At 59.9% G+C, this 13,569-nt stretch carries 13 protein-coding genes and 1 tRNA gene; 7 read left to right on the forward strand and 7 right to left on the reverse strand.

From position 1 onward, the window contains the following. Positions 1–14: 14 nt before the first annotated feature. Positions 15–191, reverse strand: coding sequence for a hypothetical protein (locus ACPW75_RS22260; RefSeq protein WP_175610347.1), 177 nt, complete (start codon positions 189–191; stop codon positions 15–17). A 745-nt stretch (positions 192–936) separates the two neighbouring features. Here ACPW75_RS22260 and arcA point away from each other — a divergent pair. From arcA to ACPW75_RS22280, 4 genes are all read left to right on the forward strand, one after another. Next, positions 937–2,157 carry an arginine deiminase gene (gene arcA / locus ACPW75_RS22265; protein ID WP_011707755.1) on the forward strand — a complete coding sequence of 407 codons (1,221 nt, stop codon included), beginning with the start codon at positions 937–939 and terminating at the stop codon, positions 2,155–2,157. A 63-nt stretch (positions 2,158–2,220) separates the two neighbouring features. After that, entirely contained in the window at positions 2,221–3,147 is a 927-nt protein-coding gene (gene arcC / locus ACPW75_RS22270) for a carbamate kinase (RefSeq protein WP_073352119.1), read from the forward strand. Between the two features lie 101 nt (positions 3,148–3,248). Then, complete coding sequence (gene argF, locus ACPW75_RS22275) at positions 3,249–4,253, forward strand: ornithine carbamoyltransferase (protein ID WP_017409770.1); 1,005 nt, start codon at positions 3,249–3,251, stop codon at positions 4,251–4,253. Positions 4,254–4,376: 123 nt separating this feature from the next. Then, entirely contained in the window at positions 4,377–5,780 is a 1,404-nt protein-coding gene (locus ACPW75_RS22280; RefSeq protein ID WP_011707752.1) for a YfcC family protein, read from the forward strand. Positions 5,781–5,955: 175 nt separating this feature from the next. On the opposite strand, the gene ACPW75_RS22285 is transcribed toward ACPW75_RS22280, so the two are convergent. The 5 genes from ACPW75_RS22285 to ACPW75_RS22305 form a co-directional block, all read right to left on the reverse strand. After that, positions 5,956–6,447, reverse strand: coding sequence for an arginine repressor (locus tag ACPW75_RS22285; RefSeq protein WP_016352302.1), 492 nt, complete (start codon positions 6,445–6,447; stop codon positions 5,956–5,958). Between the two features lie 217 nt (positions 6,448–6,664). Next, complete coding sequence (gene pyrI, locus ACPW75_RS22290; RefSeq protein ID WP_077095702.1) at positions 6,665–7,129, reverse strand: aspartate carbamoyltransferase regulatory subunit; 465 nt, start codon at positions 7,127–7,129, stop codon at positions 6,665–6,667. Positions 7,130–7,145: 16 nt separating this feature from the next. Continuing rightward, positions 7,146–8,066: an aspartate carbamoyltransferase gene (gene pyrB / locus ACPW75_RS22295; RefSeq protein ID WP_016352301.1), complete on the reverse strand. Its 921-nt coding sequence runs from the start codon at positions 8,064–8,066 to the stop codon at positions 7,146–7,148. Continuing rightward, a complete protein-coding gene (locus tag ACPW75_RS22300; protein ID WP_143238959.1) occupies positions 8,047–8,241 on the reverse strand; it encodes a hypothetical protein in 195 nt (64 codons plus the stop codon). The genes pyrB and ACPW75_RS22300 overlap by 20 nt, the downstream gene beginning before the upstream one ends. Before the next feature lie 99 nt (positions 8,242–8,340). Further along, complete coding sequence (locus tag ACPW75_RS22305) at positions 8,341–8,883, reverse strand: hypothetical protein (protein WP_077095701.1); 543 nt, start codon at positions 8,881–8,883, stop codon at positions 8,341–8,343. 208 nt (positions 8,884–9,091) lie between these two features. Here ACPW75_RS22305 and ACPW75_RS22310 point away from each other — a divergent pair. From ACPW75_RS22310 to ACPW75_RS22320, 3 genes are all read left to right on the forward strand, one after another. Further along, positions 9,092–9,168 (forward strand) — tRNA-Trp (locus ACPW75_RS22310). Positions 9,169–9,460: 292 nt separating this feature from the next. Next, entirely contained in the window at positions 9,461–10,831 is a 1,371-nt protein-coding gene (locus ACPW75_RS22315; protein WP_077095700.1) for a phosphatidylserine decarboxylase family protein, read from the forward strand. Between the two features lie 250 nt (positions 10,832–11,081). Next, a complete protein-coding gene (locus ACPW75_RS22320; protein ID WP_017409775.1) occupies positions 11,082–12,974 on the forward strand; it encodes a methyl-accepting chemotaxis protein in 1,893 nt (630 codons plus the stop codon). A 65-nt stretch (positions 12,975–13,039) separates the two neighbouring features. Here the strand turns inward: ACPW75_RS22320 and ACPW75_RS22325 are convergent, their stop codons facing one another. Next, a complete protein-coding gene (locus ACPW75_RS22325; RefSeq protein ID WP_077095699.1) occupies positions 13,040–13,552 on the reverse strand; it encodes a lipocalin family protein in 513 nt (170 codons plus the stop codon). Positions 13,553–13,569 lie beyond the last annotated feature (17 nt).

The following is a 13,569-nucleotide window of genomic DNA, read 5'->3' on the forward strand; positions in this document are numbered from 1 at the left end:
TTGGGCTCTCACTCTCAATAGTGCTGGCTGCCGCCATACCACTGACAGACATAGGCCGGCACCAGCATCTGGGGAGCCTTATCGACCTGGCATACCACCAGCGGCATGGCCGGCGCTCCTTCTGCACTGACCAGTGCAGGGGTCATGGGCAGCAGCAGGGTGGCAAACAACAGCAGTGACTTGATCTTCATGGTTATCTCCTTGGTGATAAAACGAGTGTGATCCTGATCACTTTCTGAGTTAAGCCGAGGTGGTTGGTGACGCAAGGTGCTGAAATAAATTCAACTAATGAAAAAAGTTTGAAAAGAGCTGATGGCAGGCGTCCTGAAAAATGAGCGGCCAAGATGCGGACTGGGTGCATATCCATATAAATGATGAGCCGGCAGGTGCGCCGCAGCGGGCCTGCGCGAGCGGGTTGGACGAGATGCCATGATCTGGGACAACAAACAGATTATTCAGTGAGCAGGCAGGCAATGACTATTTATTTCCCCGCATCACCGCTTTGAAATCTCATAAAATTCAATTTTTTGCATATTAAATTCAATGAATGTTGATTTTGTTTTTATCTCTATGAAATTGAAGGTTTTTTATTTTTATATATATCCCTTAGTAGATATAGTGGATGAATGAAACAAGAAGAAATATGAAAAATTCACGATGAAAAGTGCGTATTTAAACGAGGGTGATGAATGGGAGATTGTCAGTTCTGTTATCCCTATCAAAGAATAAACCGTGATTTTATTCAGTTATAAGTGAATGTGATCAATGTCTAAGTTTGGTGTGATTCGCAGGTCTAACCTCGGTCTCGAAAGGCAAGGGCAGGATAGAACACAAGCCGATTACCCTACATAAAGAATATCCCGCCTTAGCCACGAGCATGAATAGAAGGAATCTATTCAATCACTCGCAGGGACCACTGCTAGACGGAATATAATCATGAGCAAATTTTATGTAGGTTCTGAAGTTGGCCAATTGCGCCGTGTCATGTTGCACCGCCCCAACCTCAGTCTGAAGCGTCTGACTCCTTCCAACTGCCAGGATCTGCTGTTTGATGACGTCCTGTCAGTTGAACGTGCCGGTCAGGAGCACGACAAATTCGCTCAGGTACTGCGCGATCAGAATGTCGAAGTTTTCCTGCTGACCAATCTGCTGGCCGAAACCCTGGACGTGCCGGAAGCCAAAACCTGGCTGCTGCAACATCAGGTCTCCGACTATCGCCTCGGCACCTCCTTTGCCAACGACGTGCGCTGCTTCCTGGCAGACATGCCGCACCGTGAACTGGCCCGCATTCTTTCCGGCGGCCTGACCTACTCCGAGATGCCCTACAGCGGCGTCAACATGGTAGTCGGCATGCACGCCCCGACCGACTTCATCATCGAGCCGCTGCCCAACCACCTTTTTACCCGTGACACCTCCTGCTGGGTCTATGGTGGCGTTTCCATCAACCCCATGGCCAAGGCCGCCCGTCGTCGCGAGACCAACCATGTGAAGGCCATCTACCGCTGGCACCCGCAGTTCGCCGGTCAGGACTTCATCAAATACTTCGGTGATGAAGATCGCGACTACGACAACTCCACCATCGAGGGGGGTGACGTGCTGGTCATCGGCCGCGGTTCCGTGCTCATCGGCATGTCCGAGCGCACCACACCGCAAGGGGTCGAACACCTGGCGCGCGGCCTGTTCAAACACGGCCAGGCCAAGCAGGTCATCGCCATGCAACTGCCGAAACACCGCAGCTGCATGCACCTCGATACCGTCATGACCCACATGGACATAGACACCTTCTCCGTTTATCCGGAAGTCATCCGCAAGGATGTGAACTGCTGGAGCCTGACTCCGGGCGGCGCCACCGGCATGAACATCAAGGAAGAGGGTTACTTCGTCACCGCCATCGAGAAGGCACTGGGTGTCGATCAGCTCAAGCTCATCACCACAGGTGGTGACACCTTCGAGGCCGAGCGCGAGCAGTGGAACGATGCCAACAACGTGCTGACCGTGCGTCCCGGCGTGGTGGTGGGTTACGAGCGCAATACCTACACCAACGAGAAGTACGACAAGGCAGGCATCACAGTGCTGCCCATCCCGGGTGAAGAGCTGGGACGTGGTCGCGGCGGCGCCCGCTGCATGAGCTGCCCGATGGAACGCGACGGCATCTAACAAGACGGCGTGGCGCCGGCAAGAGGCCGGCGCCACAGATACCAAGACTCGAGAGTAACACTCATGAAAAAACCAACTGTCGTCGTCGCCCTGGGTGGCAATGCTCTGCTCCGTCGTGGCGAGCCGCTCGAAGCTGACATCCAGCGCAAAAACATCGCCACCGCGGCCAAGACCATCGCCCTGATCGCTCAGGAGTACAACGTGGTGCTGGTGCATGGCAACGGCCCACAAGTCGGTCTGCTGGCCCTGCAAAACAGTGCCTACACCAAGGTATCCCCCTATCCGCTGGATGTGCTGGGTGCCGAGTCCCAGGGCATGATCGGCTACATGCTGATCCAGGAACTGAAGAACCTGATGCCGAGCCGCAACGTTACCGCGCTGCTGACCCAGGTGCAGGTCGATCCCAAGGATCCGGCGTTTGCCAATCCGACCAAATTTATCGGCCCCGTCTACGAAGAGGCTGAGGCACGCACCTTGGCGACCGAGAAGCACTGGGTGGTCAAGGCTGACGGCAAGTTCTTCCGCCGCGTAGTACCGTCCCCGCTGCCCCAGCGCATCGTCGAAGGCGACGCCATCGAAACCCTGATCGCCCAGGGTCACCTCATCATCTGTACCGGTGGTGGTGGCATCCCGGTGACCTGGGATGGCCAGAGCCTGACCGGCATCGAAGCCGTCATCGACAAGGACATGTCTGCCGCCTACCTGGCCAAGCAGATCAAGGCCGACGCCCTGCTGATCCTGACCGATGCCGATGCCGTCTATCTGGACTGGGGCAAACCGACTCAGCGTCCGCTGCGGATCACCAGCCCGGACGAGCTGGCCGGGGTCAAGTTCGATGCCGGCTCCATGGGGCCGAAAGTCGAAGCCTCCTGTGAATTTGTCAAAGCGACCGGCGGCATGGTCGGCATCGGTTCGCTGGAAGATGGCCTCGCCATCCTCAAGGGCGAAGCCGGTACCAATATCGTCGCCACCCGTACCGTGAATGCGTAATTGAAACTCGGCCCTCTGGGGTCTGCACAAATCTGTACTGAAGAATGCGTAGTCAACACTACTGCCTAAATTGGTCTGAACAAATATAGAGAGAACTCATCATGGCTTTTAATCTGCGTAACCGTAACTTCCTGAAACTGCTGGACTTCACCCCGCGCGAAATCCAATACATGATCGATCTGGCCATCGACCTGAAGAAAGCCAAATACGGTGGCTATGAGCGTAAACACCTGACCGGCAAAAACATTGCCCTGATTTTCGAGAAGACCTCCACCCGTACCCGTTGTGCGTTTGAAGTGGCGGCCTTCGACCAGGGCGCGCAAGTCTCCTACCTCGGTCCAAGCGGTTCCCAGATTGGTCACAAGGAGTCCATGAAGGATACCGCCCGGGTATTGGGTCGCATGTATGACGGTATCGAATACCGTGGCTACGGTCAGGAGATCGTGGAAGAGCTGGGTGCCTACGCCGGTGTACCGGTCTGGAACGGCCTGACCAACGAATTCCACCCGACCCAGATCCTGGCCGACTTCATGACCATGCTGGAGCACGGCAAGGGCAAGCGTCTGGATCAAATCAAGTTCGCCTACCTGGGCGATGCCCGCAACAACATGGGCAACTCCCTGATGGTCGGTGCCGCCAAGATGGGCATGGACATCCGCCTGGTTGCGCCGAAAGCCTTCTGGCCGGAAGAAGAGCTGGTTGCCAAGTGCCGCCTGATCGCCGAAGAGACCGGCGCACGCATCACCCTGACCGAAGACGTCAAAGAGGGTGTGCTGGGTACCGACTTCCTCTACACCGACGTCTGGGTTTCCATGGGTGAAGCGAAAGAAGCCTGGGATCAACGCGTCAAACTGATGACCCCGTATCAGGTCAACATGGATGTCATCAACGCCACCAAGAACCCGGATGTGAAGTTCATGCACTGCCTGCCGGCGTTCCACAACGATGAGACCACCATGGGCAAGGAAGTGGCTGACAAATATGGCATGAAAGGCCTGGAAGTGACCGAGGACGTGTTCGAATCCGAGCACAGCATCGTGTTCGACGAGGCCGAAAACCGGATGCACACCATCAAGGCAGTGATGGTTGCTACGCTGGGCGACTAAGGTCGCAGTAGTGGTGCCGGGGGGTGACCCCCGGCTTTTCGACCATGTGACAGCGGCATAATACCTCTAACCCTACGACCCGCAGCCTGCATGGATACCACACCCACAGAAGGAAGCTGGACCATGACCAAATTCAAGTTCCCGTCAGCCTACACGATACTGTTCGTGCTGATCGCCCTGGTGGCCGCCCTGAGCTGGATAGTGCCGGCCGGCAAATATGAAATGACCATGAACGAAGCCCTCGGCAAGGAAGTGCCGGTGGCTGGTACCTACAAACTGGTGGAGGGTAATCCCCAGGGGATCGTCGACGTGCTGCTGGCACCTATCGACGGTCTTTATAACCATGACACCTATCAGGCAGGCGCCATCGACGTCTCCCTGTTCATCCTGATCATCGGTGGTTTTCTTGGCATTGTGACCAAGACAGGTGCCATCGATGCCGGTATCGAGCGTGTAACCGACCGTTTGCGCGGCCGGGAAGAGTGGATGATCCCGATCCTGATGGCGCTGTTCGCTGCGGGCGGCACCATCTACGGCATGGCCGAAGAGTCGCTGCCGTTCTACACCCTGCTGGTACCGGTGATGATGGCCGCCCGTTTCGACCCGGTCGTGGCTGCCGCAACCGTATTGCTGGGGGCTGGTATCGGTACCCTGGGTTCCACCATCAACCCGTTCGCCACCGTGATTGCCGCCAATGCGGCCGGTATCTCCTTCACCGATGGCATCTGGTTGCGCGTCGCCATGCTGGTCGCCGGCTGGCTGCTGTGCGTGGCCTATGTGATGCGTTACGCCAAGATGGTGCGCAACGATCCGAGCAAATCCCTGGTGGCTGACAAGTGGGAAGAGAACCGTGCCCACTTCCTCGGCAACAAGAGCGACCAGATGCTGGAGTTCACCCTGACCCGTAAAATCGTGCTGGGTATCTTCGTCGCCGCCTTCGCCGTGATGATCTACGGGGTGGCCGTGCTGGGCTGGTGGATGGCGCAGATCTCCGGCGTGTTCCTGGCCGCCGCCATCATCGTCGGTGTCATCTCTCGCATGAGTGAAGAGGAGCTGACCTCCAACTTCATCGACGGTGCCCGTGACCTGCTCGGCGTTGCCCTCATCATAGGTATCGCCCGCGGTATCGTGGTGGTGATGGACAACGGCATGATCACCCACACCATACTGCACAGCGCAGAAGGGATCGTGACCGGCCTCTCCACCGTGGTGTTCATCAACGTGATGTTCGTGCTGGAAGTGGTGCTCTCCTTCCTGGTGCCGTCCTCCTCCGGTCTGGCCGTGCTGACCATGCCGATCATGGCGCCGCTGGCCGACTTCGCCAACGTGGGTCGCGAGCTGGTGGTCACCGCCTATCAGTCCGCCTCCGGCCTGGTGAACCTGGTGACCCCGACCTCCGCCGTGGTCATGGGTGGCCTGGCGATTGCCAAGGTGCCCTACGTACGTTGGCTGAAATGGGTGGCGCCGCTGCTCGGCCTGCTGACCGTGCTGATCGTGGTCTGCCTGAGCCTGGGTGCAGTGCTCTGATCCACCACGAAGAGAAAGCTGAAAACGGGAGCCACTGGCTCCCGTTTTTTATGGCTGACTCATGACGACTCAAGTCGTGGGGAGGGGAGAACGGATGAGGATGAACCGTTTTGGCGAAGATCAGCGGCAACAAAAAGGCGACCTTCTGGTCGCCTCGAGCTATTTGTGGGAGGGGTTAGCGGGCTTGGGCCAGGGTGCGCACCACGGCAGCGTGGGCCTGACGGGTGCGGCTGATGTGGCGCGGGGCGACCAGCACCACGTCGTTGCCGGCGACGGCGCCCATGATCTCGGGATTGGCGTTGCGATCCAGCAGGCGGGCCACCACGGTGGCGGCGCCAGGGGTGGTGTGGATCAACACCATCTGCTGGTTGTGCACCACTTCGCGCACCATGTCGTGGATGGAGCGGGTACTGCCGGCGGGCTCCAGCTGCTCGTCCACCAGGGTGTAGACCTTCTTGCCGTTGGCATTCTGGGCCTTGGCCACGCCGAGGCGGCGCAGCAGACGGGAGATGGTGGACTGGCTGATGTCGGCGAAACCGCGCTCCGACAGCTCGCGCCGGATCTCCTCCTGGGTGCTGTAGCAGTGCTGGCCGATGATCTGGCGACAGGCATCCAGCTGGGCCAGATCGGGCTCTTGTTCCACGGGACGACTGAGGGTTTTGACCACGGCGAGTTCCTTTGATGATGACCGACGGTAAACGCTCGATATCTGCCACATTCGCTGAATATCAGCAAAAAATACTGGCAATCAATGCACTGGCAGGAAATGAGCGGGAATAGCTCTGTTTGGATGGCAAATTATAACCAACTGGTTATTTGGTGATGTGACAGGGGTCAAAAATGGGCCCCTTGGGGCCCACCTGGATATCTTTTGAGTCTAGCTATCAGTAGCGTTCGCTGACGATGTCCTGGGTGAAGGACTTCTCGCAGTATTTGCACTTCATCCGCACCACGCCTTTCACCTCGCGCACCCGGAAGTAACTGTCCGCCGGCTCGTTGTGGGAGATGCAGTTGGAGTTGGGGCAGTGGAACACCCCGGCGATGAACTCCGGCAGCTCCAGCTGGTGTTTCTTCACCACGGCGAAGTCTTCGATGATGTTGACGGTCGCCTTGGGGGCGAACAGTGCCAGCTGGTTGGCCTGCTGCTCGGTCAGGCGAGTGTTCTCGATCTTGATGAGATCCTTCTTGCCCAGCGCGCCGGATTTCAGGTTGAAACCGACGGTGATGCGCTCCTGGGTCTCGATCAGCTGGAACAGCTTGAGGATCTTGATGCCCTGGCCGGCGGGGACGTGGTCGATGACGGAGCCGTGACGGATGGCTTCGACTTGCAGTTGGTTCTTCTCGGACATGATATACCCCTTTCCCTTAGACGGTTTCGTTCAGTACCAGAGCCAGCAGCGCCTGGCGTGCATAAACCCCGTTCTCCGCCTGCTGGAAGTAGTAGGCGTGGGGAGTCTTGTCGACCGCGACGTCGATCTCGTCGACGCGGGGCAGGGGGTGCAGGATCTTCATGGTAGGCTTGGCGCCTTCCAGGGTGGCCACTTCCAGCACGAACTTGGCGGCCATGTGCTTGTATTCGGTCTCGTCGAAGCGCTCTTTCTGGACCCGGGTCATGTAGAGGATGTCCAGCTCCGGCATTACCTCTTCCATGGTCTCGTGCACGCTGAACTGGATGCCTTTCTCTTCCAGCTCCTCGCAGATGTAGTCCGGCATCGCCAGCGCTTCCGGCGAGATGAAGAAGAAGCGGCAGTTGAACAGGCTGAGGGCCTGGGCCAGCGAGTGCACGGTGCGGCCGTACTTGAGGTCACCGACAAAGGCGACGTTGAGGCCGTCCAGCTTGCCTTGCGTCTCGTGGATGGAGAAGAGGTCGAGCAGGGTCTGGGTCGGATGCTGGTTGGAGCCGTCGCCGCCGTTGATGACCGGCACGCGGGAGAACTCGGAGGCGAGGCGGGCAGCCCCCTCTTTCGGGTGACGCATCACCACCGCATCGGTGTAGGAGCCGATGATCTTGATGGAGTCGGCCAGGGTCTCGCCCTTCTTGGCGCTGGTGTTGCCACCGTCGGCGAAGCCGATGATGTTGCCACCCAGGCGCTGGACCGCGGTCTCGAACGACAGGCGGGTACGGGTGGAGGCTTCGAAGAAGCAGCTGGCAACCAGCTTGTCTTTCAGCAAGCGGGTGTCGGGCTCGGCCTTCAACCGCTGTGCGGTTGCGACCACCAGTTCCATGTCGGGCCGGGTCAGGTCCGAAATGGAGATGACATGTTTCTTATAGAGTGGATTGGTCATCGTCTGCATTCCCTTTGACATCAATGAAGGTTTTTCGGGCACAAAAAAAAGCCCCTGAAACAGGGGCTTTTTTTAAAAACAATTGGGGATCTGTGGGTCGGGAACCGGAAACAACGGGGCCGCTCTGGTGCGCTCCACCCGTGTGCAAGGCTGTCTTTTTCAGCAAAAACTGCATCGTCCTGTCCTGACCTTTTTTCAAACCGGACAGATTATAGAGTCGCATTTTGAATTGTCAAAAATTTATTTCAAAGGCAAGATTTGCTCGGAAAAACGTTTAACTTTCGTGAACTGGCCGGCAAACCCACACCTGGTGTTCGGCCTGCAAGGGCTGCGCATCTGCGGCCATGCTGCGCAGATAGGCGAGTCTGTGGTGCCCCTCCAGCAGGCAATAGGGTTGTGGCAGCGGGTGACCGTCCGGGTAGCTGCTGCCCGCCGCCGATGCCAGCACTATGATGGGTTCGGACCAGGTACCCTGGCTCAGCATGTACTCCCCGAGCCAGGATCGACGGACGTAACGGTTGTGCCTCAGCATCTCGCCCCAGCGTTCGACCACCTCCATATGGCGGGAGCCGGTCTGCTCGATGATCCTGGCGGTGGGCCAGCTTTCACACTCGAACTGGTGGCGGGCGAGATCGATAAAGCTCCAGTTGGATTCAAAACCGCGCCAATGGCGGTAAATCCACTGGGAGAGCACATTGTCGGGAATGAAGGGCACCAGCGGGGCGACCCGTGCCAGATAGTCCGGCAGGGCCTCGGTTTTGCTCTCATCCCGGAAGTTGAGCGGTGCAAGTTGTTGAAGTAACCGATAATTGAGCATGAGCAGCCTCCTCATTGCCTGGCCACCTCTTCACCCTACCCCCATTGCCGCTGCTTTCCTACCCAAACAAGGCTGTAAATACAGCGAGTTACCCCCTTTGGCTGTAAAAAGTGACCAGATCTGCTCGTCCTTTGTGCAATCGCACCGAAAGTGAGAAAAAAGCCTTTACCTTTGATCCCGGCTTTGTATAATTCGCCTCGTTTGTTGCAGGGGCGTAGTTCCAATTGGTAGAACAGCGGTCTCCAAAACCGATGGTTGCGGGTTCGAGTCCTGCCGCCCCTGCCATTCTTCAGAGAAGCCAGCTCATTGAGCTGGCTTTTCGCTTTTCCGGGCCTTCCGTTTTTTCCCGCCGTCCCTTGTCCCGCCTGTCGTTGCAGGGCGCTTTCTCCCGTTGTACTCGTTCATCCCGACCGCTAGTCGTTGTTGCGCCGGTTTGCCCTGTCGTTTCTGGCAATCGTCCCGCCGCGCTCCCTGTGCTACATAACAGGGTCGGTGCCTTGGCATGCCGTTGGCAGGCCGGCACTCAATGCTCAAGCCGTGGATTGTGGGCGTGAACATCAGCTGAGGAGAGCGAACCATGAACAAGGCAGTTGAAACCCGATTGAACAAGTCCCGTCCCGGTGGCTGGATCCCCCGCGATGGCGCCCATATCGAGCGCTGGATCCGGCGGATCAAGCACTACGTGACCCAGCAGCCGCGGGCGCTGGTGCCCCCCATCGCCGAGCTGCGGGGTCTGGTCCATGCCGACCCTGCGCTGCATGCCCAGGCCGACGCCATGTTCAAGGAAGCCTGGCGCCACAAGCACCTGACCCCGCTCGGTCAGCCAGAGGTACGCTCGTTCGAGGAGTTCCTGGGGCTGCTCAACGGCATCATGACCACGGCGCCCGAGGCGTATCAGGACATCCCCAGCCACGAGCCATCCGGTCTCATCGGCTTTCCCATCAATGCCCTGCTCGACTGGCCCATGGCCACCCAGTCCGGCTATCACTTCTTTGCCAACGCCCTGATCAACCAGCAGTTCAAGAAGATCCTCGACTACTGGGCCCAGTTCCTGCAAAGCCCGGCTTCCCGCTATGTGTTGAATGAACCGGTCAGCCGGCTGGATCAGGAGACCCTGGTGGTGCCCTGGCTCGGCAAGGTGGCCAAGGCCGAGATGGTCAAGGTGGCGAACGAGGCGGTCGGGGAGGGGCCCAACCCCACACCGGGCAGCTTCGAGCAGATCTTCGAGTGCGAGCCGGCGGCCGAATACCACGGGTTCAGCTGCTGGGACGACTTCTTCACCCGACGTTTTCGGGCCGGGGTGCGGCCGGTATCTGCGCCGACGGATGACAGTGTCATCGTCAACGCCTGCGAGTCGGCGCCGCTGCAGGTGCGCAAGGAGGTGAGCCGCAGCGATCAGTTCTGGCTCAAGGGGCAGCCCTATTCGCTGGACAACATGCTCGATTTTGACGATCTGGCGCCCCGTTTCGAAGGCGGCACCGTCTACCAGGCCTTCCTCAGCGCGCTCAGCTACCATCGCTGGCACAGCCCGGTGAGCGGCACCATCCGCAAGGTGCGCATCGTCAACGGCACCTACTATCTGGAAAACCAGTTCGAAGGCTTTGCCGACCCGCAGGGGGCGGATCCCAGCGCCCCCAACAATTCCCAGCCGTTCCTCACCTCGGTGGCGACCCGGGCACTCATCTTCATCGAGGCCGACAACCCCAAAATCGGCCTGATGTGCGTGGTGCCGGTGGGGATGGCCGAGGTGTCGAGCTGCGAGATCACGGTGCAGGCGGGGGATCGGGTGCAGAAGGGGGATCCGCTCGGCATGTTCCACTTCGGCGGCTCCACCCACTGCCTGTTGTTCCGCCCCGGTGTCAGGCTGGAGTTCGACTTCCATGGCCAGACCCCGGGGCTGGATGCGACCAATATGCGGCTCAATACCGCCATCGCCCGGGTCAAGTAGCCCTGCCGGGCAGAGTATGGGAGGCCGCCTGCGGGCGGCCTTGTTGTTGTCATGGGGAGCTGCTTTTTGGCCCCTTCATGCAGATTGTCAGCAGCATGGAATAGCGATCCAGCAATGACGAGTAGCGGGTTCTGTTGTTGATAGATGTAAAAATACTGGGATTCACTAAAGTCTGTTCAGCATGTGGCCGATAGCCTTGATTAAATAAGGGTCTCTCCCTGGCCCGTCACAACAACAAGGATCCGTAGTCATGACACTTTCGTTGCGCGGCAAGCTGCTGGCCACCAGTCTGGGGGTGGTGCTGCTGATGGCCTCACTGCTCGGCATCGTTGCCTTTCACACCCTCAAATCCCGCACCATGAGTGCCATCCAGAGCGAGGCGGTCAACTATGGCCACGCCTACTCGGTCGCCATCGGCGACTGGATGGCGGATCGAAAGAACACGGTGCACGCGCTGGTGAACCTGATCGCCGACAACCCGCAGGCCGAGTTGGTGCCCCACCTGAAGCAGGCCTATACCTCGGGCGGCTTCGGGCTCACCTACTTTGGCTCGACCCAGGGGGTGATGACCCGCCAGGACCCCTCCCTCAACACCGGCAACTATGACCCGCGCGAGCGGCCCTGGTATCAGGATGCGGTGAAGGCGGGACAGCTTATCGTCACCGCGCCCTATGTCAGCGTCACCATGCAGAAGCTGGTGGTCACTCTCTCCGAGCCGGTGCTGCATCAGGGTGAGCTGGTCGGCGCCGTGGGGGCCAACCTGGCGCTCGACAAGCTGATCGACGAGGTGCTGGCGATGCAGGTGCAGGGCGAGGGGTATGCCATGCTGCTCGACAGCAGCGGTCTCATCGTCGGCCACCCCAACAAGGAGCTGGCGCTCAAGCAGATAGCGGAGCTCTCCCCCGACCTGTCGGCGGCCACCTTCCAGCAGTGGGGCCGCGAGAACAACGAGCTGCACGCCGCCACCCTGGACGGGCGCGACGTGCTGCTGGCGGTGCAGCCGGTGGCGGGCACCGACTGGCTGCTGGCCATGGTGATGTATCGCGACGTGCTGGAGGCGCCGCTTGCTACCCTGCTGTGGCAGCTGGTGGGGCTGACCCTGGTGCTGATGCTGGTATTCAGCGCCCTGCTCACCGCCATGTTCAAGTATCTGTTTGCCGATCTGGGCCGGGTCGCTGGTGCGCTGCACGACATCGCTCACGGCGAGGGGGACCTCACGGTGCATATCAACACTCGCAGCAAGGATGAGGTGGGTCAGCTGGCGGAGAGCTTCAATCAGTTCGTGGCGCGGCTGCATGGCATCGTCAGCCGGCTGCGCGACGTCACCGTCGAGCTGGCGGCCCAGTCCCGCGCCCAGGCAGCCGGGGCCCAGTCCCGCAGCCAGCGGGTGCGCCAGCAGCAGGACGAGATCGTGATGGTGGCGACTGCGGTGACCGAGATGGCCTCCGCCACTCAGGAGATCGCCGGCAATGCCGAGTTTGCCGCCACCACCTCGGGCGATGCGGTCAAGCTGGCGGTCGCCGGTCAGTCGCAGGTCGGCCAGAGCCAGCGCAGCATCACGGGGCTGGCGGACGAAGTGGCCGACGCCAGCCAGATCATTGTGGAGCTGGATGCCCACGCCCAGAAGATCAGCGGCATTCTGGCCACCATCAGCGGTATTGCCGAGCAGACCAACCTGCTGGCGCTCAACGCCGCCATCGAGGCGGCCCGGGCCGGTGAGCAGGGGCGCGGCTTTGCGGTGGTGGCGGACGAGGTGCGGGTGCTGTCGCGCCGCACCCACGACTCCACCGACGAGATCCAGCAGATGATCGAGACCCTGCAGCAGACCACCCGCCGGGCGGTGAGCGGCATGGAGACCAGCCGCCAGCTGGCGGGCACCAGCGTGGAGGATGCGGAGTCCGCCAACCTGAGCCTGGGGCAGATCAACGAAGCGATCGGTGCCATCAGCGACATGGCGACCCAGATTGCGGCGGCGGCCGAAGAGCAGACCTCGGTCACCAGCGAGATCAGCCGCAACACCGAGAACATCCGCCACGTCTCCCAGGAGCTGGCCGAGCAGGCCAATCAGGAGGCGGCGCAGGCGGCCGAGCTGAAGGGGCTGACCGAGCGGCTGGAGCAGGAGATCGGCCGCTTCCGGCTCTGAACATCAGGCGAACGTCCATGAAAAAGGGCAGCCCGCGGGCTGCCCTTTCTTGTTTTGCGACAGGCTCAATGGGTCTGCTTGACCCAGATCAGCTGATCGGTGGCAAAACCCAGCGACTTCGCCTTGGCGATCAGCGCGTCCACCTTCTCCTTGGGCGGATTGGGTGAGCGGGCGAGGATCCAGAGGTAGTCGTGGTTGTAGCTGGTCACCAGCGAGAGCTGATAATCGGGATCCAGCTCGATGACGTTGTAGCCGCCGTAGAAGGGGCCGAAGAAGCTCACCTTGAGCCGTGCTTCGTCCGGTTTGTCGACGAAGTAGGCCTTGCCCTCGGCTTCGCGCCAGCTGCCGTCACTCTGCTTGCCGCGGTTGAGCACCTTGACCCCGCCGTCGTCGCGCAGGCTGTAGGTGGCGCTCACCTGCTCCAGTCCGCGCTCGAAACCGTGGTCGAGGCGGGCAATCTCGTACCAGGTGCCGAGGTAGCGGTCGAGCTGGAAGCCGGTAACGGGGCGGATGCCGTCGGCGAGGCCGGTACAGGCCGTCAGCAGACAGGCGGTGAGCAGGCAAAGCAGTGCACGCATGAACAATTCCTCTCTGG

It is taken from the genome of Aeromonas sp. FL131, from assembly GCF_049860615.1.
In the GTDB taxonomy this organism is placed as follows: domain Bacteria; phylum Pseudomonadota; class Gammaproteobacteria; order Enterobacterales; family Aeromonadaceae; genus Aeromonas; species Aeromonas hydrophila.